This is a genomic window from Streptomyces sp. NPDC031111 (assembly GCF_055570675.1).
Map to the genome: position 1 here is coordinate 206,443 of NZ_JBVIGS010000012.1, position 21,815 is coordinate 228,257.

General features: G+C 72.6%; 17 protein-coding genes. 10 read left to right on the top strand and 7 right to left on the bottom strand.

The window, feature by feature from the left end:
• The first annotated feature begins 13 nt into the window (after window positions 1-13).
• From ACZ470_RS24980 to ACZ470_RS24995, 4 genes are read left to right on the top strand one after another with little or no spacing between them, the layout of a single operon-like run.
• Complete coding sequence (locus tag ACZ470_RS24980; RefSeq protein ID WP_468430576.1) at window positions 14-988, top strand: carbohydrate ABC transporter permease; 975 nt, start codon at window positions 14-16, stop codon at window positions 986-988.
• Window positions 985-1,848 (top strand): carbohydrate ABC transporter permease, encoded by an 864-nt coding sequence (locus ACZ470_RS24985; protein ID WP_468430578.1) that lies wholly within the window; start codon window positions 985-987, stop codon window positions 1,846-1,848. Before ACZ470_RS24980 ends, ACZ470_RS24985 begins: the two co-directional genes overlap by 4 nt.
• 31 nt (window positions 1,849-1,879) lie before the next feature.
• On the top strand, window positions 1,880-2,905 hold the full coding sequence (locus ACZ470_RS24990) for a hydroxyacid dehydrogenase (protein WP_468430580.1): 1,026 nt from the start codon (window positions 1,880-1,882) through the stop codon (window positions 2,903-2,905).
• Window positions 2,902-4,800, top strand: coding sequence for a DUF2264 domain-containing protein (locus ACZ470_RS24995; RefSeq protein WP_468430582.1), 1,899 nt, complete (start codon window positions 2,902-2,904; stop codon window positions 4,798-4,800). Before ACZ470_RS24990 ends, ACZ470_RS24995 begins: the two co-directional genes overlap by 4 nt.
• Before the next feature lie 14 nt (window positions 4,801-4,814).
• Here the strand turns inward: ACZ470_RS24995 and ACZ470_RS25000 are convergent, their stop codons facing one another.
• A complete protein-coding gene (locus tag ACZ470_RS25000; protein ID WP_468430584.1) occupies window positions 4,815-5,570 on the bottom strand; it encodes a hypothetical protein in 756 nt (251 codons plus the stop codon).
• Between the two features lie 319 nt (window positions 5,571-5,889).
• Here ACZ470_RS25000 and ACZ470_RS25005 point away from each other — a divergent pair, with 319 nt between their 5' ends.
• Window positions 5,890-9,273 carry a CARDB domain-containing protein gene (locus tag ACZ470_RS25005; RefSeq protein ID WP_468430586.1) on the top strand — a complete coding sequence of 1,128 codons (3,384 nt, stop codon included), beginning with the start codon at window positions 5,890-5,892 and terminating at the stop codon, window positions 9,271-9,273.
• Window positions 9,274-9,446: 173 nt separating this feature from the next.
• A complete protein-coding gene (locus ACZ470_RS25010; protein ID WP_468430588.1) occupies window positions 9,447-10,322 on the top strand; it encodes a L,D-transpeptidase family protein in 876 nt (291 codons plus the stop codon).
• A gap of 22 nt (window positions 10,323-10,344) precedes the next feature.
• On the opposite strand, the gene ACZ470_RS25015 is transcribed toward ACZ470_RS25010, so the two are convergent.
• The 3 genes from ACZ470_RS25015 to ACZ470_RS25025 all read right to left on the bottom strand — a co-directional run bounded on the left by ACZ470_RS25015 (window position 10,345) and on the right by ACZ470_RS25025 (window position 13,895).
• Window positions 10,345-11,799, bottom strand: a complete 1,455-nt coding sequence (locus ACZ470_RS25015; RefSeq protein WP_468430590.1) for an alpha/beta hydrolase — start codon at window positions 11,797-11,799, stop codon at window positions 10,345-10,347.
• Between the two features lie 227 nt (window positions 11,800-12,026).
• Window positions 12,027-13,013, bottom strand: coding sequence for an MASE1 domain-containing protein (locus ACZ470_RS25020; RefSeq protein ID WP_468430592.1), 987 nt, complete (start codon window positions 13,011-13,013; stop codon window positions 12,027-12,029).
• Window positions 13,014-13,064: 51 nt separating this feature from the next.
• On the bottom strand, window positions 13,065-13,895 hold the full coding sequence (locus ACZ470_RS25025) for a PP2C family protein-serine/threonine phosphatase (protein WP_468430594.1): 831 nt from the start codon (window positions 13,893-13,895) through the stop codon (window positions 13,065-13,067).
• A 129-nt stretch (window positions 13,896-14,024) separates the two neighbouring features.
• Here ACZ470_RS25025 and ACZ470_RS25030 point away from each other — a divergent pair, with 129 nt between their 5' ends.
• Both ACZ470_RS25030 and ACZ470_RS25035 read left to right on the top strand, forming a co-directional pair.
• The gene (locus ACZ470_RS25030) at window positions 14,025-14,375 is read left to right on the top strand and encodes a hypothetical protein (protein WP_468430596.1); all 351 of its coding nucleotides are present in this window, start codon (window positions 14,025-14,027) and stop codon (window positions 14,373-14,375) included.
• Between the two features lie 109 nt (window positions 14,376-14,484).
• Entirely contained in the window at window positions 14,485-16,536 is a 2,052-nt protein-coding gene (locus ACZ470_RS25035) for a galactose-binding domain-containing protein (protein WP_468430598.1), read from the top strand.
• Between the two features lie 4 nt (window positions 16,537-16,540).
• On the opposite strand, the gene ACZ470_RS25040 is transcribed toward ACZ470_RS25035, so the two are convergent.
• A complete protein-coding gene (locus tag ACZ470_RS25040; RefSeq protein WP_468430600.1) occupies window positions 16,541-18,115 on the bottom strand; it encodes a glycerol-3-phosphate dehydrogenase/oxidase in 1,575 nt (524 codons plus the stop codon).
• Entirely contained in the window at window positions 18,112-18,720 is a 609-nt protein-coding gene (locus ACZ470_RS25045; RefSeq protein WP_468430602.1) for a TetR/AcrR family transcriptional regulator, read from the bottom strand. The genes ACZ470_RS25040 and ACZ470_RS25045 overlap by 4 nt, the downstream gene beginning before the upstream one ends.
• A gap of 73 nt (window positions 18,721-18,793) precedes the next feature.
• Here ACZ470_RS25045 and ACZ470_RS25050 point away from each other — a divergent pair, with 73 nt between their 5' ends.
• On the top strand, window positions 18,794-20,386 hold the full coding sequence (locus ACZ470_RS25050; RefSeq protein WP_468430604.1) for an FAD-binding oxidoreductase: 1,593 nt from the start codon (window positions 18,794-18,796) through the stop codon (window positions 20,384-20,386).
• Between the two features lie 56 nt (window positions 20,387-20,442).
• Window positions 20,443-21,324, top strand: coding sequence for a YegS/Rv2252/BmrU family lipid kinase (locus ACZ470_RS25055; protein WP_468430606.1), 882 nt, complete (start codon window positions 20,443-20,445; stop codon window positions 21,322-21,324).
• A gap of 7 nt (window positions 21,325-21,331) precedes the next feature.
• Here ACZ470_RS25055 and ACZ470_RS25060 read toward each other — a convergent pair whose 3' ends face one another.
• Window positions 21,332-21,763 (bottom strand): hypothetical protein, encoded by a 432-nt coding sequence (locus ACZ470_RS25060; RefSeq protein ID WP_468430609.1) that lies wholly within the window; start codon window positions 21,761-21,763, stop codon window positions 21,332-21,334.
• Window positions 21,764-21,815: the final 52 nt, after the last annotated feature.

Genomic DNA, 21,815 nt, shown 5'->3' on the forward strand with positions numbered 1-21,815 from the left:
AGGTGACACCCTCATGACCGCGACCACCGAGCACACCGTGCGGGCCCCCGCCCCACCCGCCGCCGCCCCCGCCGGCCAGGCGCGCAGGACCGCACGCCGCCGCCAACTGGGCGCCTGCGGCGTGCTGATGACGCCGTTCTTCCTCCTGCTGGTCACCGTCTTCCTGATCCCCGTCGGCACGGCGGTGTACCTGAGCTTCTACAGCGACGACCAGCCCGGACTCGGCTTCGGCCCCGAGCGCACCGTCTTCGTCGGACTGCGCAGCTACACCGCCGTCCTGACCGACCCCACCTTCCTCGGCGGCCTCGGCACCGTCGCCCTGTACTGCCTGATCTACATCCCGCTCATGGTCGTCGGCGCCCTCGTCCTCGCCCTGCTGCTGGACTCCGGGGTCGTCCGGCTGCGCGCCTGGGCCCAGCTCGGACTGTTCCTGCCGCACGCGGTGCCCGGCATCATCGCCGCCCTGATCTGGCTGTACCTCTACACCCCCGGCATCAGCCCGGTCATCGACCTCTTCGCACGGGCCGACATCACCATCGACTTCCTGGGCGTGCACACCGTCCTGCCGTCCATCGTCAACATCGCCCTGTGGAGCAACCTCGGCTACAACATGGTGATCTTCTACGCCGCCCTCCAGGCCGTGCCCCGCGAGGTGATCGAGGCCTCCGTCGTCGACGGCGCCGGCCCCGTCCGCACCGCACTCCAGGTCAAGACGCCGCTGGTACGGGCCTCGATCGTGATGGTCGCCATGTTCACCCTGATCTGGGCGCTGCAACTGTTCACCGAGCCGATGCTGCTCAGCCAGTCCTCACCGATGATCAACTCCCGGTTCTCGCCCAGCATGTACATCTACGACGCGGCCTTCACCCGCAACAACTACGGCCTGGCCGCGGCCGCCTCGGTGGTGCTCCTGCTGTGCACCATCGCGCTGTCCTACGGCGTCACCCGCTTCACCAGCCGCAACGCCGCCGCCGAGGAGGCCCGATGAGCGCCACCGACAGCACCCTCCAGCGTCCCCGCCTGCTGGGCCGCGCCACCGTCAACGCCGTCGTCGCGATCTCCGTCCTGTACACCCTGCTGCCCGTGCTGTGGCTGGTGCTCGCCGCCGCCAAGAACCGGGACGCCCTGTTCGGCAGCGACCTGCTGTCCTTCGGCGACTTCTCCTTCGTACAGAACCTGAGCGACCTGTTCGCCATGGACGGCGGCCAGTACGGACGCTGGTACGTCAACAGCCTGCTGTACGCCGTGCTCGGCGCCGCCGTCGGCTCGCTGGTGAGCGTCGCCTGCGGCTACGCCTTCGACAAGTACCGCTTCCGGCACAAGGAGAAGCTGTTCGGACTGGTCCTCGCCGCCGTCATGGTGCCGCAGACCGTCCTCGCCCTGCCGCTGTACCTGATGGCCTCCGAGGCCGGGGTCGTCAACACCTTCTGGGCGGTGTTCATCCCCGTCCTGTTCAACCCGTTCGGCGTCTACCTGGGCCGGATCTTCAGCCAGGGCTACGTGCCCGACGAGGTGCTGGAGGCCGCCCGCATCGACGGCGCCGGGGAACTGACCACCTACGTCAGGGTGGCGCTGCGGATGCTCGGCCCCGGCCTGGTCACCGTCTTCCTGTTCCAGCTCACCGCCATCTGGAACAACTTCTTCCTGCCCATGGTGATGCTGTCCGACCAGAGCCTGTACCCGGTCAGCCTCGGCCTCTACACGTGGAACAGCTCCGCGTCGGTCTCGCCGGAGTACTACCCCGTGGTCATCATGGGGTCACTGCTCGCCGTACTGCCGCTCATCCTCGCCTTCACCCTGCTCCAGCGCTTCTGGCGCAGCGGTCTGACCGCCGGCGCCGTGAAGTGACCCCGCTCGCACAAGGAGTTCCCCCGCCACCATGACCGAGTCCACGCCCGGCCCCCGGCCCCGCGCCGCACTGGCCATGTCCCCGGACGTCGCCTCGGCCGTCCTCGACGCCGAGTCCCTCACGGCCCTCGCCGCGCTGTGCGACCTCGCGCCGCTCCCGGTGCTCGACGACCTGACCACGCCCCGCGCCCGCACCGTGCTCGCCGACGTCGAGCTGCTGGTCACCGGCTGGGGCTGCCCGCCCCTGGACGCGGAGGTGCTGGGGACGGCGCCACGGCTGCGGGCCGTCGTGCACACCGCGGGCAGCGTGCGCGGCCATGTCACCGACGCCTGCTGGACACGCGGCATCGAGGTGTCCTCGGCCGCCGCGGCCAACGCCGTCCCGGTCGCCGAGTACACCCTCGCCATGATCCTGCTCACCGGCAAGCGGGCCCTGGAGTCCGCACGCGACTACCGCGCCACCCGCACCCGGGCGGACTGGCTGCGCACCTCCCGCACGGTCGGCAACCACCGCCGCACCGTCGGCATCCTGTCGGCGTCGCTCATCGGCCGCCGGGTGATCGACCTGTTGCGCCCGCACGACGTCGACGTACTGCTCCACGACCCGTTCGTCGACGAGGCCGAGGCGAAGGAACTCGGCGTGGAACGCGTAGGGCTGGCGGAACTGTTCCGGCGCAGCGACACCGTGAGCGTGCACACCCCGCTGCTGCCCGAGACCCGCGGACTGGTCGGCCGTGAACTGATCGACTCCATGCGCCCCGACGCCGTACTGATCAACACCGCGCGCGGCGCCGTCCTCGACCAGGACGCGCTCACCGACGCCGCCCTGGCCGGCCGCGTCCGCGCCGTGCTCGACGTGACGGACCCCGAGGTCCTGCCGCCCGAGCACCCCCTGTGGAGCTGCGACAACGTTCTCCTCACCCCCCACCTCGCCGGCTCCCAGGGCAACGAGTGGCGCCGGCTGGCCGACCTCGCCCTCTCCGAGATCGCGCGCTGGACCTCCGGAGAGGGCTTCCTCCACCCCGTACGACGCGAAAGGCTGGCCTTCCTGGCATGAGCATCCCGTTCGAACTGCCCGCCGACGACCACCATGTCAGCCCCCGCACCGGCTACACCCGGGCCCACTGGGAAGCCGTGGCGGACGGCCTCCTCACGGCGGCCTGGCGCTGGAGCACCCCCGGCCGCGCCCTGCTGGACCTGCCGGGACGCCCGTCCCGATCGGGAGTGCGCTCCGACGGCCTCGAAGGCTACGCCCGGACGTTCCTCGCCGCCGCCTTCCGCGTCGCCGGCTCGGGCGGGGACGACCCGCACGGCCTGCTGGAGCGGTACGCGAGCGGACTCGCCGCCGGCACCCGCACCCCCGGCCGCGACGACACCGAGTCCTGGCCGCTCATCCTCGACCACGACGTCCAGGGTCAGCCCATGGTCGAGTCGGCGTCGGTGGCGCTCGGACTGCGGCTGACCGCGCCCTGGCTGTGGAAGCAGCTCGACCCCGGTGTGCAGGACCGCGCGGAGGAGTGGCTGCGGGGCGCGCTGCGGCACACCCCGGCACCCAACAACTGGTACCTCTTCCCGTACACCGTCGCCGGGTTCCTGGAGTCCGTCGGCCGGGGCGACGCCGAGACCGCGGCGGCCCGCCGGCGGGCCCTGGACCTGCTGGAGAGCTGGTACCGGGGCGACGGCTGGTACGCCGACGGGGACGGGCGCGCCTTCGACCACTACAACGGCTGGGCCCTGCACCTGTACCCGGTCCTCGACGCCCATCTCGCCGGTGACGGCGAGGCGTTGGCCCACCACGGCGCGAGACTGCGCGCCCATCTGGAGGGCTACTCCCTCATGTTCGGCGCGGACGGGGCGCCGCTGCACTTCGGCCGCTCGCTGACCTACCGCTTCGCCGCCTCGGCGGCCGTCGCGCTGGGCGCGGTCACCGGCCACACCCCGCTGGCACCGGGCGCCTCGCGCCGCATCGCCAGCGGCAGCCTGCGCCACTTCCTCGACCGGGGCGCCCTGACCGACGACGGGCTGCTGAGCCTGGGCTGGTACGGCCCGCACGAGGCAAGCCTCCAGGGCTACTCGGGCCCGGCGTCACCGTACTGGGCGTCGAAGGCCTTCGTCGCCCTGCTCGCCCCCGCCGACCACGCCTTCTGGACGGCTCCCGAGGAGCCGGCACCCGTGGAGGAGTCCGACAGGGTGCTGGCGCTGCCCGCACCGGGGCTGCTCGTCCAGGCGACCCGGGCCGACGGGATCGTACGGCTCCACAACCACGGCAGCGACCATGTGCGCCCGCACGAGGGCGAGTCGGCGGCCGAGGACGACCCGCACTACGGACGTCAGGCGTACTCCACCCGCACCGGGCCCACCGCGCCCGGGAACGTCGCCGACAACCACCTGTCGGTGGAGACCGGCGGCCGGCGCGGTGTGCGGCGCCGCATTCACCCGCTGGGCGCGGGACACGGCGACGGGTGGGGCTGGGCCGCCTCCTGGCACCGGCCCGTCTTCGCCGGCGGTCCGCCGATGGTGCCGGGTCTGCGCGTGGAGAGCGTGACGGTGGCACACGGCCCGTACGAACTCCGCGTGCACCGGGTGGTGGGGGCGCCGGAGGGGTCCCGTGTCACCCTCACCGGCTGGGCCACCGGCCCCGAGGAACCCCTGGTCTCCGCCCTGTACGGACTGCACGGCTGGGACGACCCCGCCCCGGACCCGGTCCGCGCGCCGCAGGGCACGGCCTGGACCCCCTGGGCCCGGGTGCCGCGCCTCACCGGCGGGTGCGGCGGCACCTCCGTGCACGTCGGCCTCGCGTCCCTCACCGCGGACCCCGGCGCGGCGCCCCTTCCGGAGGCCGTCGAGGAGGTCCGGGTGGACGACGCGTCGGTCGACGTCGTCTGGGCCGGCGGCACGGCCCGTACCCGGATCACCTTCGCGCCGGTGGAGGTGACTCACACCCGGCCGTAACGGGTGAGGCGGCGTCAGGACCGCGCGTCGCCGTCGCCCGCCGCGGTCCCCGCGGCGCTGTCGGGCGCCGTGTAGAAGACCGACGAACCCTGCTTGGTGCGCTGGGCCTGGTTGCGGGCGACCAGGCCCTCCAGCGTGCTGCGCACGACCGTCGTCCTGATGGTGCGCCCGGGGTGAGCCTCTCCGAGCGCACCGGCGACCTCCGCCGCCGAACGCGGCTCGCTCTGCTCCGCCAGATGCCGGCGGACGAGCTCGACCAGCTTGGGCCCGTCCGCCTTGGCCTCCTGCTTCCCGGTCCGCTCCGCCTTCGCCGCCTTCGCCGCGGACGGCTTGCGCACGGCCTTCCCCGACGCGGTGGACTCGGACCTGCCGGACGCGGGGCGCGCGGCCGCCTTCCTCGCCCGCTTCGGCTTCGCGGCGCCCGACTTGGCGCCGCTCCTGCGACGCGGCGCCGGCACGGTGGCACCGCCCGAGGCCGGGCCGGCCTCCGGCGCGTCACCGGGCTGCGACACGGTCTCCGGCGCGGCCTCGGGTGTCACCGCGGCTTCGGGTGTCACCGCCCCCTCGGCCGGTGCCGAGGCCAGGCCCAGCGCCTGCTGCATGTTCACCAGAATCGTGTGGTCGTGCTGAAGCACGGTCAACTGCTCCTGCAACGCGGCGATTTCCGCCGTGACCCGCTCCTGCTCCTTGACGTTGCGCTCCAGATCGCCGGCGACCTGAGCGACGTACTGCGATGTGAGGTCGGTGGCGGCGGTCGAGTTCTCGGACATGGCGGTGCCTCTTTCTGCCTGTTGGTTCCCGCGGTGGCCAGCCATGGTACGGCCGCAAGCGGTTGACCGTTTCTTCTGAGTGGCCACCTGTTGACGTTCCCGTGCCGTCCCGCCGGGGCGCGAGGCGCCCCGGTCACCCTCCGGAACGTTGTGTCCATGCCATTGACAAGAGGGGCGCGAGCCGGAAACTTCACTCCATGAGTCGCAAGAAATGAACGGGGCACTGCAAAAGCTCTACGAGTAGATGGCAATCCATGGCAGAAGCACGGACTGCCCGGGTGGCCACCCTCCCCAGCACCCGCCGCGGAACGAGGACTTGATGAGACGGAAACGCTTCGGCCCACGGACGATCACCGGCCTGCTCCTCGCCGGCCTGGTCGCCGTCGGTCTCCCACCTGGTACGGCCACCGCCGCGGCGAAGGCGGTCGGTGGCCCCAATCTGGCGCTCGGAAAGAGCGTCACGGCCGGTGGCTCGCACGCCGGTTACCCCGCCGTCAACGTGACCGACGGCAGCCAGCTGAGCTACTGGGAGGGCCCGGCGGGCGCCTTCCCGCAGTGGATCGGCGTCGACCTCGGCGGTACCGTCGAGGCCGAACAGGTCGTCCTGAAGCTGCCCACCGGCTGGGAGGCCCGTACCCAGACCCTCTCCGTCGAGGGCAGCACCGACGGCGCCTCCTTCACCGGCCTGTCCGGCTCCGCCGCGCACCGCTTCGACCCCGACGGCGGCAACACCGTCACCGTGGACTTCACCGCCCGCGACGTACGCCACATCCGCGTCCGGGTGAGCGCCAACACCGGCTGGAACGCCGCCCAGTTGTCCGAGATCGAGGTCTACGGCGACGACGACGGCGGCGACCCCGGGCAGCCGCCCGTCGACGGCAGCAACCTGTCGCTCGGCAAACCGATCGAAGCGTCCTCCACAATTCACTCGTTCGTGGCGACCAACGCCAACGACGGGCAGGTGGGCACGTACTGGGAGTCCAACGGTCACCCCGCCACCCTCACGGTCGGGCTGGGAGCCAACGCCGACCTCAGCGGCGTCGTCGTCAAACTGAACCCCGACGCCGCGTGGGCGAAGCGGACCCAGAGCATCGAGGTCCTCGGCCGCGAACAGGCGTCGGACGGCTTCACCACGCTCAAGGCCCGCGCCGACTACACCTTCGACCCCGGCGCCGGCGGCAACACCGTCACCATCCCGGTCACCGGCCGCTACGCCGACGTGCGGCTGAGGTTCACGCACAACTCCAGCGGATACGGCGCGCAGGTGGCCGAGTTGCAGGTGATGGGCACCGCCGCCCCCAACCCGGACCTCGTCGTCCCCGACCTCTCCTGGACGCCCGCGTCGCCCACCGAGTCGGACGCCGTCACCGTCCGCGCGACCGTGCGCAACGCCGGGACGGCCGCGTCCGCCGCCGCCACCGTCCAGGTCAGCCTGGAGGGCACCGTCGCGGGCAGCGCTCCCGTCGGCGCGCTCGCCGCCGGCGCCTCCACCACCGTCTCCGTGGACGTGGGCAGGCGCCCCCAGGGCAGCTACACCGTGTCCGCCGTGGTCGACCCCACGGACACCGTCCCCGAGCAGGACGACACCAACAACAGCCGCACCGCGACCGACAGGCTGACCGTCGACCGGAGTCCGGGCCCCGACCTGGAGGTCCGGGGCATCAGGACCGACCCCGCGAGCCCCGCCACGGGCGCGTCGGTGTCCTTCACCGTGTCCGTGCACAACCGGGGCACCTCACCCGCCGCCGCGGGCTCCGTGACCCGGCTCGCCGTGGGGGACCGGACCCTCGACGGAGCCACCGGGACCATCGCCGCGGGCGCCACCGCCGAGGTCGCGATCAGCGGCACCTGGACCGCCACCGGCGGCGCCAGTGTCCTCACCGCGACCGCGGACGCCACGGACACCGTCGACGAGACCAACGAGGACAACAACATCCTCACCCGCTCCATCGTGGTCGGCCGGGGCGCCGCGGTGCCGTACACCGAGTACGAGGCGGAGGACGGCACCTACCAGGGCACCCTCCTGACCGCCGACGCCAAACGGACCTTCGGGCACACCAACTTCGCCACCGAGTCATCCGGACGCCAGTCGGTCCGCCTCAACTCCACCGGCCAGTACGTGCAGTTCACCTCCACCAACCCGACCAACTCGATCGTCGTACGCAACTCCATCCCCGACGCGCCGGGCGGAGGCGGCACCGAGGCCACCCTGAGTCTCTACGCGGACGGCGAGTTCGTGCAGAAGATCGGCCTCAGCTCCAAGCACAGCTGGCTGTACGGCAACACCGACGCCCCCGAGGGACTCACCAACACCCCGGGGAGCGACGCCCGTCGACTGTTCGACGAGTCCCACGCACTGCTCGGCTCCACCTACCCGGCGGGCACGGTGTTCCGGCTCCAGCGCGACACCGACGACACCGCCGCCTTCTACATCGTCGACCTCGTCGACCTGGAACAGGTCGCCCCGCCCGCCGCCAAGCCCGCCGGCTGCGTCTCCATCACCGAGTACGGCGCCGTGCCCAACGACGGCATCGACGACACCGACGCCCTCCAGCGCGCCGTGACCGCCGACCAGAACGGACGGATCGACTGTGTGTGGATCCCGGCGGGCCAGTGGCGCCAGGAGCAGAAGATCCTCACCGACGACCCGCAGAACCGCGGCCAGTACAACCAGGTCGGCATCCGCGACGTCACCGTCCGGGGCGCCGGCATGTGGCACTCCCAGCTCCACACACTGACACCGCCGCACCAGGCCGGGGGCATCAACCACCCGCACGAGGGCAACTTCGGCTTCGACATCGACGACAACACCAGGATCTCTGACATCGCCATCTTCGGCTCGGGCACGATCCGCGGCGGCGACGGGGGAGCGGAGGGCGGAGTCGGCCTCAACGGCCGGTTCGGCAAGAACACGAAGATCAGCAATGTGTGGATCGAGCACGCCAACGTCGGTGTCTGGGTGGGCCGCGACCACAGCAACATCCCCGAACTGTGGAATCCGGCCGACGGACTGGAGTTCAGCGGGATGCGGATCCGCGACACCTACGCGGACGGCATCAACTTCGCCAACGGCACGCGCAATTCGACGGTGGAGAACTCGTCGTTCCGCAACACCGGCGACGACGCGCTGGCGGTGTGGGCGAGCAAGTACGTCAAGGACCCGTCGGTCGACATCGGCCATGACAACCACTTCCGCAACAACACCGTCCAACTGCCCTGGCGCGCCAACGGCATTGCGATCTACGGCGGCTACGGCAACACCATCGAGAACAATCTCGTCCACGACACGATGAACTACCCCGGCATCATGCTGGCGACCGACCACGACCCCCTGCCCTTCTCCGGGCGGACACTCATCGCCAACAACGGCCTGTACCGCACCGGCGGCGCCTTCTGGAACGAGGACCAGGAGTTCGGCGCGATCACCCTCTTCGCCCAGGGGCTCGACATCCCGGGCGTGGAGATCCGCGACACCGACATCCACGACTCGACCTACGACGGCATCCAGTTCAAGTCGGGCGGGGGCGCGGTGCCGGACGCCCGGATCACCGGCGTCACCATCGACAAGTCGAACAACGGGTCCGGCATCCTCGCCATGGGCGGCGCCCGGGGCAGCGCCACGCTGACGGACGTCACCATCACCGATTCGGCCGAAGGGGACGTACTGATCGAACCCGGCTCGCAGTTCGTGATCAACCGGTAGCGCCACCCCTGCGCGGTACTCCGTCCGGCGGGCCCGTACTCCACTCGGGGTGCGGGCCCGTCACCCGTACGGACCCCGGTCGGGGCTCTCCGGGGGCAGGGCAGATGGGGGACTTCGCCGGACTCGCGCGGGGAGCTGACGCGTTTCCGGGAAGTCGAAGTCAGGCTGTGAGCATGGCTTCATCGATCGACTGCCCGCACCGTCCGCGCCCCCGCCCCCCGTACCGCACCGGGCGGCGGTCCGGCGCCCTTGCCCGCGTGCGTGGCGGGGTGGCGGCGCCGGTCGTCGTCCTCGCCGTGCTGGCGGCGCTGAGCGGGTGCGGCACGGACGGCGGCGGCACGGCGCGGGACCTCCCCGCGGGCGGGGCACCGGGCACGGCCCACACCCCACCCGGAACCGCCGACGGCGCGCCGGGCACCACCAACACCGCACAGGGCCGGTCCGACGCCGGAGCACGACCGCCGGCCCGGATCCCCGGCCTCGGCCCCCGGACCCTGGCCTGGATCCCCGGGAACGCCCGCCAGGTCGTCGTCGTCACCGGCCGGGACAAGGACGCCAGCCACTCCGAGGTCGTACTCCACCAGCACACCGGCTCCGGGTGGGAAGGAGGCCCGGCATGGCCCGCGCGCAACGCCCTCAAGGGCTGGACCGCGGACCACTGGGCGGGCGACCTCCGCTCGCCCGTCGGCGTGTTCACCCTCACCGACGCCGGAGGGCTCCTGCCGGACCCCGGCACCGAGCTGCCGTACGACCAGTCGGAGGGGTTCGGCGTGGACGGCACAGGCTTCGAGGGGGAGCCGCTGGAGGGCTCCTTCGACTACGTCATCGCCATCGACTACAACCGCGAGCCGGGCACGTCACCGCTGGACCTGACCCGTCCGCTGGGCGCCGACAGGGGCGGCGGCATCTGGCTGCACGTCGACCACCAGGGGCCCACCCAGGGCTGCGTCAGCCTGGAGGAGCGTCATATGAAGGAACTCCTGCGCGCCCTCGACCCGGACCTGCACCCGGTGATCGTGATGGGCGACGCCGCCTCCCTGCGTGAGTGAGGCGGCACCCGGGCCACTGGAGTCAGGGGGCGATGCCGACGCCCTCGATCCGGCTCCAGGACTTCTCCCGCGCGGCCGTCATGGCCGGCCAGCTCGTACCGCCCGCGCGCGGCCTGACGCGCGAGGAGTACGACGACGGCCGGTACTCCGGCTCGTAGAGGCATCCGGTGCCGTACGTACGGTCGAACGCGGCGCAGGACGCGGCGACCGCCCGGGGCGTCGGCCTGTCCCCGGTGCGCACCCAACGGTCCAGGGCGGCGACGGAGTTGGCGTACTCCGAGGTGCTCAGCCCGCTGTGCTCCCGCTCGTCGGTGAACGTCTGCACCAGGTTCCGGTCCCGGTGGGCGCCGGCGAGCGTATCGCGGTAGGCCGCCTCGTGCTCGACGAACGCCGTGGGATCGTCGATTGCGTGCAGCGTGAGCACCGGGATCCTCACCCTGCCGGTGAGGTCGCTGTCGTACGACAGGTCGCGTACGGCCGTCGGGTCGGCGGTGAACCGTTCCACACCCGCGTTGAGCGCTTCGTCGTCGTGCGAACCGGAGTACCGCACGCCCTCGTTGGTGAACGGGTTCCGGTCACCCAGCCGCTCGTGCACGATGTCGCGGAACGTGAACACCGAGAAGCGCAGATGCGACTCCAGCGTGCGCTCGGGGATCCCGGTGACGGCGAGGATGTCGTCCAGGTTGCGCTGCTGGAGCGCGGTGCGCTCCTCGGGCGGGGACGCGTAGCCGGTGCACTCCTCCAGCCGGGCGCGCATCCCGGTCGTCGTCAGCGTCGACGTGGGGCGCAGCCCCTGCCACAGCGGGTACTGGGGCTCGCCGGGACGCGGCAGGTTCCGGCAGTAGTACTGGTAGACGACGCGCAGGTCGACCCGGTAGTCGTAGCCGCGGGAGCCGCCGGCGAGGACGCCGTTGGTGAGCAGCGCCCCGTCGTACGGGCCGCTTGCCCCGCCGTACATCTCGACGGTCTTGGCGGCCACGTTGCCGCCCCAGGACTGCCCGTGGAGGTACGTCCGCTGCGGCCGGCCGAACTCCTCGGTGAACAGCCGGCGGAGGTTCTCGGTGTCGGTCGCGGCCATCCGGGTGCCGTAGCCGCCCCGGCGGTACGAGGAACCGGCCCAGGCGTAGCCCTGGTCCACCATGACCTGCCAGCGCTCCAGGTCCTCGGTGCTGCGCTGGGGGTCCGACCCCTCACCGAGGTCGGGCCCGCCGTGGGCGTGGACGACGAGCTTGTTGTTCCAGTGCTCGGGGACGGCGATCGCGTAGTACGCGCCGTTGGTGTCCCGGCCGGTGTAGCAGGTGGCCTTCGCGGCCAGGCCCGCGGGGCAGTCGACGGGGGTGGGGCGGGTGTCCTCGGCCGTGGCGGCCGGGGCCTGGGTGAGGGTGCCGATGGCCGCGAAGGCGAGGCACAGGGTCACCGCCCGCCGGCGGACTCGGCGGGAACGGGACGGTCGGGGAACGCGGGTTGCTTGAGGCATGGGCCCGGATGCTAGGAACGGCGGCCCGCGATGACCATGGAACCCGGCTTTGCGTTCATAGTGTTCGCCCCCGCCGCCCCTTCCCGTCCCGTCCCCGGGGGCTCCGCCCCCGGACCCCGCTCCTCAAACGCCGGAGGGGCTGACACCCAGCCCGTCCGGCGTTTGAGGACGAGGCCCGAAGGGCCGACGGGGGGTCTGGGGGCGCAGCCCCCAGGGACGGGACCTGATCAGTCCCGTTCCCGTGGGGGCCGGCCCGCGGAGGACTCTCCCGCCGTCAGGTGTTCCAGCACTTCCACCAGCTCCTGACACGCCCGCTCCACGGAGCGCCTCGTCGCACGCTGCTCCGCGATCACCGCCGACAGCAGCAGGGCGGTCAGGGCCAACGCCCCGTTGAACGTGTGCAGGTTGGTCAGGACCTCCAACTCGGTCAGCCCGCTGAACGGTCCGCGGCGATCGGTCGCCGCGATGGTGGCCATGATGGACGCGAACAGGGCGCACAGCATGCTGCCCGGGAGCTCGAACCGCAGCGCCGCCCAGATCAGCAGCGGATAGATGGCGAACAGCAGACTGGCCCGGCTGTGCGTCGCCAGTGGTACGAGGACGACCGCCATCGCCGCCAGCGCCAGCGCCTCCTTCCACCTCGACCAGAGCGGCGGCGCACGCCGGCGGTACAGCATGAGCAGCAGCGGGGCGACGAGCAGGACGCCCATCGCGTCGCCCACCCACCACGCCAGCCACACCGCCCAGACGTTCCGCGCCGGGAGGTCGCCCGTGGCGACGAGGAGGGCGGCGCCGGTGGTGGCGCTGATCAGCATCGCCGAGAAGGCGCCGAGGAACACCAGGTAGAGACAGTCCCGTAATCGGGTGAGATCGCTGCGGAAGCCCACCCTGCGGAGCAGGAGGTAGCCGCACACCGGCGCGGCGGTGCTGCCGACGAGGACGCCCAGTGAGGACAGCCGGAGCGTGGTGAGGTGCATAAGGATCAGCAGGGCGCCGAGTGCGATTCCCACCCAGGCGCGCAGCCCGAGGACCAGCAGACAGGCCACCGCCACTCCCGTCGGCGACCAGATGGGTGAGACCACCGCGCCGCCGACGTGGAGCTCGCGCAGCAGCCCCAGCCGTCCCCCCGCGTAGTAGCAGGCGGCGACGGCCAGCGTCTCGATCAGGAAGACGGCCGGTGCACGAAGGTCCTGGCGAGCCACCACACAAGCCATCAGACACCGAGGCCGCCGGGTCGGCGAGGCGAGACGGGCGGACCTGCGGCCCTATGGCTGAGCGGTCGGCCGTTCGTGGCCTATCACCAGCACGGCCGCGTCGTCGTCGTGCCCCACCCGCTCCGCCTGTTTGATCACGGCGGCCGCGAGCGCGTGGGTGTCCATGCGCGCGACCGCGGCGATGCCCGCCAGCCGCACCACTTGCTCCAGCCCCTCGTCGAGGCGCATGGACGGTCCCTCCACCACCCCGTCGGTGAGCATCACGAACACCCCGCCCGTGTCGAGCCTGTACCGGGTGACGGGATAGACCGCCCCGGACAGGACCCCCAGCGGCGGACCCCCCTCGTCCTCGGTCACCCCGGACCGGCCGTCCGCGGTGGCCCACACGCACGGCAGATGTCCGGCCCGGGCGCTCTCCAGCAGCCGGGTGACCGGGTCGAGCCGCATGAAGGTGCAGGTGGCGAAGAGATCCGAGCTCAGGGACAGCAGCAGTTCATTGGTACGGGCGAGGAGCTCGCCCGGTTCGCTGTCGACGGAGGCGAGAGCCCGCAGCCCGACCCGTACCTGCCCCATGAAGGCGGCCGCCTCGATGTTGTGTCCCTGCACGTCGCCGATCGACAGGCCGATACGGCCGTCGGGCATGGTGAAGGCGTCGTACCAGTCGCCCCCGACATTGAGTCCCTGGTAGGCGGGCGAGTACCGCACGGCCAGCTGTACACCGTCGGCGACCGGCAGCCCCCTCGGCAGCATGCCGCGCTGGAGGGCGATGGCCAGTTCGACCCGGGAGCGCTGCACCTCCGCCTGGGCGCGTGCCTGAGCCGTCAGCGTCCCGAGCCTGATCAGAAGCTCGTCGCCGTCGTCCGTGGAGCCGCTGCGGGACATGGATCACTCACTCGGTCGAGGAGGCCGCGCCCGGCAGCCGCCCTCGAGGGACAAAACGCTCATTCACATATGAAAAGGATGATAGTCAGAAGCGGTTCGGGCGGGCCAGTCCGTGTCTAGGCTGGGCCCATGGAGCAGCGGGAGATCATGCAGCGGGGCGTCGGGATCCTGACCGAGGCCCTGGAGATGCGGCGGCGACTCCGTGCGGACCCGGACGCGGACGTGGCGGGGAACGGGGCCGTCGCCCAGCTCCTGGAGGAGATGCTGCCGCGCATCCAGCTGCCGGCCGACGCGAGCGCGCGGGAGGTGGCGGAGATCGTCACCGCGAAGCTGGGTCCCGCCATCGTGCAGATCACCTCCGCGCTCACCTTCGCCTTCGTCCAGCTCGCCGAGATCCACGACGAGGGCCGCACCGACGTCTCCTCCGCCGACGTCCTGCGCTCCATCTCCCTCCACTACGAGAGGGACACCGGTCGTTAGGGCCGGTTTTCACCCCTCCCGGAACCCTTGACGCCGTACGCGCCAGTAGCGATTCTCGGGCCATGTTCCGCGCGCTCATGACAACTCCGTCGACGGAGGGACGTGCGTAATGGCCACCTCTCGCGGACGGCGGCACGTCGCCGTCGTGTCGTTGCTGCTCCTCGTGCTGGCCGCGGCCCTCGGGCCCACCCCCGGTGCCGCCGCCGACGGCGGCTGGTGGGATCCGGTCGCCCGGCCCACGCCCGACTCCGGGATCGACGTCACCGGGGAGCCCTTCAAGGGCACCGACGCCGCCGGCGACGTACGCGGGTTCGTCGACGCGCACAACCACATCATGTCCAACGAGGCCTTCGGCGGCCGGCTCATCTGCGGCAGGCCGTTCTCCGCGAAGGGCATCGCCGACGCGCTCAAGGACTGCCCCGAGCACTATCCCGACGGTTCGCTCGCCATCTTCGACTTCATCACCAACGGCGGTGACGGCAGACACGACCCGGTCGGCTGGCCCACCTTCGCGGACTGGCCCGCGCACGACTCCCTGACCCACCAGCAGAACTACTACGCCTGGATCGAGCGCGCCTGGCGCGGCGGGCAGCGGGTGCTGGTCAACGACCTCGTCACCAACGGCGTGATCTGCTCCGTGTACTTCTTCAAGGACCGCGACTGCGACGAGATGACGTCCATCCGGCTCCAGGCGAAACTGACGTACGACATGCAGGCGTACATCGACGGGATGTACGGCGGGCCGGGCAAGGGCTGGTTCCGGATCGTCACCGACAGCGCCCGGGCCCGCGAGGTCGTCGAGCAGGGCAAGCTCGCGGTCGTCCTCGGCGTCGAGACCTCCGAACCGTTCGGCTGCAAGCAGGTCCTGGACGTCGCGCAGTGCGACAGGGCCGACATCGACGCGGGACTGGACGAGCTGTACGCGCTGGGCGTGCGCAGCATGTTCCTGTGCCACAAGTTCGACAACGCGCTGTGCGGCGTGCGGTTCGACGAGGGCGCGCTCGGTACGGCCATCAACGTCGGGCAGTTCCTGTCCACCGGCACCTTCTGGCGGACGGAGCGGTGCACCGGCCCCCAGCACGACAACCCCATCGGCCTGGCCTCCGCGCCGGAGGCCGAGAAGAGGCTCCCCGCGGGCGTCGCGGTCCCCTCGTACGACGAGGACGCCCGGTGCAACGTCCGCGGGCTCACCGAACTCGGCGAGTACGCCGTGCGCGGCATGATGAAGCGCAACATGATGCTCGAGATCGACCACATGAGCGTCAAGGCCACCGGCAGGGTGCTCGACATCTTCGAGGCCGAGGCGTACCCCGGTGTCCTCTCGTCGCACAGCTGGATGGACCTGAACTGGACCGAACGGGTCTACGGCCTCGGCGGGTTCGTCGCCCAGTACATGCACGGCTCGGAGGGCTTCGTCGCGGAGGCGGACCGCACCGAGGCGCTGCGCGACAAGTACGGCGTGGGCTACGGCTACGGCACGGACATGAACGGCGTCGGCGGCTGGCCGGCCCCGCGCGGCGCGGACGCCCCCGACCCCGTCACGTATCCGTTCCGCAGTGCCGACGGCGGCTCCGTCCTCGACCGGCAGACGACCGGCGAGCGCACCTGGGACCTGAACACCGACGGGGCCGCGCACTACGGGCTCGTCCCCGACTGGATCGAGGACATCCGGCGCGTCGGCGGGCAGCACGTTGTGGACGACCTCTTCAAGGGCGCCGAGTCCTACCTCGGCACCTGGGGAGCCTCCGAGCGGCACCGGCCCGCGGTCGACCTCGCCAAGGGCGCCGCCGCCACGGCCAGTTCGGCGGAGTGGAACCCGTTCACCAGCTACGCGCCCGGCCGTGCCGTCGACGGCGACCGGGGCACCCGCTGGGCCAGTGACTGGAGCGACGACCAGTGGCTCCGGATCGACCTCGGCGCCACCCACCGGGTCGGGCGCGTCACCCTGGACTGGGAACGCGCGTACGGGAGGTCGTACCGCGTCGACCTCTCCACCGACGGTACGAACTGGCACACCGCCTGGTCCACGACCTCGGGCGACGGCGGCCTGGACACGGCCACGTTCAGCGCCGCACCGGCCCGGTACCTCCGCGTCCAGTTCCTGGCCCGGGGTACCGAGTGGGGCTACTCGCTCCGCGAGGTGGGCGTGTACGGCCGATGAGCCTTCAACCGCCCTGTGACAAGGCCCCGTCCAGGATGTCGCGGACCGCGTCCAGGGCCGTCGCCCGGTCGGCCGGGACGAGGCCGATGCGGGTGCGGCGGTCGAGGACGTCCTCCTCGTCGAGCGCTCCCTCGTGGCGCAGGGCCCAGAGCAGCTCGGCGCCGGTGACCGGGTATCCGGCCAGCACCGGCTCGCCCAGCCGCGGGTCCCGCGCGCCGAGCGCGTGCACGGCCGGCGCCTCGGTGCCGTAGCGCCTCACGAGGCGGCGGGGCGCGGGCAGTTCGGCGAGGACGCGCGGCGGCGCGGCGCCCACGAGGGGCGACGACGCGGTGGGGGACGGGCCCGCCGGCAGCCCGCGGAGGCGTACGGCGGTGTTGACGGCGTCCTCGGCCATGCGCCGGTAGGTGGTGAGCTTGCCGCCGACGACGGTGACGACACCCTCGGAGGAGGTGAGGACCGCGTGACGCCGTGAGAGATCGGCTGTCCTGGGCTCCGTGCCCGAGTGCGCCGTCGTGTCCAGCAGGGGCCGCAGCCCGGCGAAGGCGCCGACCACGTCGTCACGGTGGACCGGTGCGTGCAGGACGGAGCACAGCACGTCGAGGAGGAAGCCGATGTCGGTCTCGGGTGCCTGCGGGACATCGGGGATGTCGCCGTCCACGGGTTCGTCGGTGAGGCCGACGTAGACCCGGCCGTCGTCCTGGGGCAGGACCAGGACGAAGCGGTTGCTCTCCCCGGGGATCGGGATGTGCAGGCCCGCGGTGAGCGGACCGAGGCTCTCGGGGCGCAGCACGAGGTGGGTGCCGCGGGAGGGCCGTATGCGGACGCCGTCGACGAGTCCGCCCGCCCAGACACCGCAGGCGTTGATCACCGCGCGGGCGCGGATCTCGCCCTCCTCGCCGGTGAGTTCGTCGCGGACCCGGGCGCCCGTCGGGCCGAGCTCCAGGGCCCGGACCCGGGTCAGGATCCGTGCCCCGCGCGCGGCGGCCGTGCGGGCGAGGGCGGTCACCAGACGGGCGTCGTCGGTGAGCCGGCCGTCCCAGGACAGCAGGCCGCCGCGCAGGCCGTCGCGCCGCAGGACGGGAGCGAGGTGCAGGGTCTCCACGGCGGAGAGCCGGCGCGGCGGGGGCAGGGTGGCCCTGGCCGTGCGGGCGGCCAGCCGCAGCGTGTCACCGGCCCGGAAACCGGCCCGCGCCAGGGCGGCCTGACCGCGCGGGACCAGTGGGGTGAGGGGCAGCACGAACGGCTGGGCCTGTACCAGGTGGGGCGCGGTGCGCTCCATCAGCACCCCGCGTTCGACCGCGCTCTCGTGGGCCACGCCGAGCCGCCCGGAGGCGAGATAGCGCAGCCCGCCGTGGATGAGCTTGCTGCTGAAACGGGAGGTGCCGAAGGCCAGGTCGTGGGCGTCGACGGCGACCACGCTCAGCCCGCGTGCCGCCGCGTCCAGCGCCGCCCCGGCGCCCGTGGCACCGAGCCCGACGACCAGCACGTCGATGACGGGGCCGCCCACGGAGTCGGTCAGTTCCCGCGCGCGCCGCGCGGCGGACAGGGACGAGGAGGGGTCCGGGCCGGGGGAGTTCATGGCGTGAGGGTCCTCTCCAGGATGCCGCGCAGCTCGCCGAGGAAGGCCTCGGCGGCGAGCTCGGCGTCGTCCTCGTCGGCCATGGTCCGCAGGGACAGGGCGAAGGACTGCACGATCAGCAGGACCGCACGCGCCTGCCGTTCGGGGTGGCTCACGCGCACCGAGCCGTCGGCGTGCCCCTCGCGCAGGGCGTCGGCCAGCAGCCCGAGCAGGGCCTCCTGGCTCGCCCCGCGCCGGTCCAGCACATAGGGCAGGAGCAGTTCGGGGTCCACGTCGAGGATCTTCCGGAACAGCGGGTGGGCGCGCAGCGCACGCACCCCCGTGACCAGCCCTTCGGTGAGCACCTCGCGTGTGGGCTGCCCCGGACGGCGCTCCGGCATGGCCCCGGTGGCCACGCCGATCCACTCCCGGGTCATCAGATCGCCGACCAGCGACCGCACATCGGGCCACCTCCGGTACAGCGTCATCCGGGAGACCCCGGCGCGGCGGGCCACGTCGGTGAGCGTGGTGCGGCGGACACCGACGGCGAGGACGCAGTCCCGCACCGCGTCGAGCACCGCGTCGTTGTCCGAACCGCCGGAAGCGTTGTGACGAATAGGCGTCATGTGTCACAGTGTAACGCCACGTGAGGCCGTCGGTCGACGGCATCGCTCATACCGACCGGTGAGGACGACAGCCATGGACATGCTGTGGAGCGGCTGGGGCGACCCGGCCAAGGCGACGCCGCTGCCCGACACGGTGATCGGACTGTTGCGGGATCTGCTCGGCGTGCGACCGCGCGAGACCGGCCCCGTCGCCCTCGAGGACCTGGCCGTCCCGGAGAGCCCGCTGGCGCCCGCCGCGCACCGCGCCCTGGCCGCCGCCCTGGGTGACGCGGCCCAGGTGCGCACCGACGCCGAGACGCGCGTCCGGCACACCCGCGGCAAGTCCACCCCCGACCTGCTGCGCATCCGGCAGGGCGACGTCGCCGCCGTCCCGGCCGCCGTACTCCTTCCCGCCGACCACGACGAGGTGCTGGCCGTGCTGCGGGTGTGCGCGGAACACGGCCTGCCGCTGGTGCCGTTCGGCGGCGGCACCTCCGTCGTCGGCGGCCTCGCCCCCGCACGGAGCGGTGCCTTCGTCGCCCTGGACCTGCGGCGCATGGACGGCTTGCTCGCCCTCGACCCGGTCTCCCGCACCGCCACCCTGCAAGCCGGGCTGCGCGCCCCGCGGGCCGAGGCGCTGCTCGCCGAACACGGCTTCACCCTCGGCCACTTCCCCCAGTCCTACGAGTGGGCCACCATCGGCGGCTTCGCCGCCACCCGCTCCAGCGGCCAGGCCTCCGCCGGCTACGGCCGCTTCGACGACATGGTGCTGTCCCTCACCCTCGCCACCCCCGAGGGCACCCTCGACACCGGCCGCGCCCCGCGCTCCGCCGCCGGGCCCGACCTGCGCCAGCTGGTCCTCGGATCGGAGGGGGCTTTCGGCGTCATCACCTCGGTGACCGTACGGATCCGCCCCGTCCCGCAGACCCGCGTGTACGAGGGCTGGAGCTTCCCGACGTTCGAGGAGGGGGCCACGGCGCTGCGCCGGCTCGCCCAGGACGGGCCGCGGCCGACCGTGTTGCGCCTGTCCGACGAGACCGAGACGCTGATCGGCCTGGCGCACCCCGACGCGATCGGCTCCGGCACCCCGCAGCCGGCCGGCTGCACGGCCGTCGCCGGATACGAGGGCACGGCCGAGGACACCGCCCACCGCAGGGAACGGGCCGCGGCCGTGCTGCGCGACTGCGGCGGCACGCCCCTGGGCGAGGAGCCCGGCCGCCGCTGGGCGCACGGCCGCTACTCGGCCCCGTACCTGCGCGACGCTCTCCTCGACGCCGGGGCGTTCGCGGAGACGCTGGAGACGGCGACGTTCTGGTCCCGCGTCCCCGGGCTGTACGCCTCCGTCCGTGACGCGCTCACCGGGACCCTCACCGGGGCCGGCACCCCGCCCCTGGTCATGTGCCACATCTCGCACGTCTACGAGAACGGCGCCTCCCTCTACTTCACCGTCGTCTCGGCCCAGGGCGAGGACCCGGTGGCGCACTGGACCCGCGCCAAGCACGCCGCCAACGAGGCGATCCTCACCGCCGGCGGCACCATCAGCCACCACCACGGGGTCGGCACCGACCACCGGGACTGGTACGTCCGCGAGGCCGGCCCGCTCGGTGTCGACGCCCTGCGCGCCGTGAAGCGGCGACTCGACCCGGCGGGGCTGCTCAACCCCGGAGTCCTGCTGCCCGCCGACTGACCCGGAACCCCTGACCGCCCGTCCCCAAACCCGTCGGCCCGCCCGGAGGCACCCCGATGCGACAGTTCACCGCCGTCGTCAACCCCACCGCCGGAGCGGCCGCCGGAGCGGCCGCGCTGCTCGCCCTGGCCCGGCACCTGCGGGAGGAGGGGGCCGACCTGCGGACCGAGTACAGCCGCAGCCTGGCCCACGCACGCGAACTGGCCCGCGACGCCGGAAGTCGGGGGCGGATCGTCCTCGCCGTCGGCGGGGACGGCATCGCGGGCGGCGTCGGCGGCGCCCTCAGCGGGACCGGCGCGACACTCGGCCTCGTCCCGGCGGGCCGCGGCAACGACTTCGCCCGCGCGCTCGGGCTGCCCGAGGACCCCGCGGCCCTGGCCCGCATCCTGCTCCACGGCGAACCGCGTCCGGTGGACACCATCGAGGTCCGCTCGGCCGTCCACGACCGCACCGTCGTCCTCGGCAGCGTCTACGCGGGGGTGGACGCCCTCGCCAACCGGCACGCCAACCGGTCGCGGTTGCTGCGCGGCTCCGCGTCCTACTACGCGGGCGGCCTGCGGGCCGTCACGACCTGGCGGCCGGCCCGCTACCGCGTCACCGTCGACGGCGAGGAGCACACCCACACCGGGTACACGGTGGTGGCGGCCAACTCCGGCTACTACGGATCCGGCCGCCTGATCGCCCCCGACGCCCGCGTCGACGACGGCCTGCTGGACGTCGTCCTGATCCGGGAGGCGCCACGGAGGCTGTTCTTCGCCCTGATGAACGAACTCAGGACCGGCGCCCACGTCCACCGGCCCCAGGTGCGGATCCTGCGGGGCGGCGAGATCCGCATCGCGGCCGACCGCGACGTCCCCTACGGCGCCGACGGCGAGGTCGACGCCGCCCTCCCCGTCACGGTCAAGGTGCTGCCCGGAGCGCTGCGCCTGCTGTACTGACCGCCCGTCAGGTCCGGGAACCGTGGTACCGCTGCGCCAGCCGGGCGAGCGCCACCGCGCCGAGCAGCAGCCCGAAGTCGCGCAGGGCGACGTCGTAGTGGCCGGGGATCGTGAGCAGGTTGACGATGATGCCCGCGAGCCAGCCGGCGACCAGCCAGCCCCCGAAGCGCGGCGCGACACCCACGACGACGCCGGCCACGATCTCGATCACCCCCACCGCGTACATGGCCGCCTGGGCGCTGCCCGGGACGACGTCGTCGATCCACGGCGCGAGATAGGCCGGCCAGTCGACGAGGAGGTTGGCGAACTTGTCCAGTCCGAACAGGATCGGCGCCACGGTGAAGCCCGTGCGCAGGATGACGAACGCCTGGTAGCCGGGGTCGGCGAGCGCGGCCCGTCGCGGCGCGACCGAGGTGCCGCCCGTGGTTGTGGAGGTCATGACCTGCACCCTTCTTCTATCGACAACTTCTATTGTCGATAGAAGCGCGCTT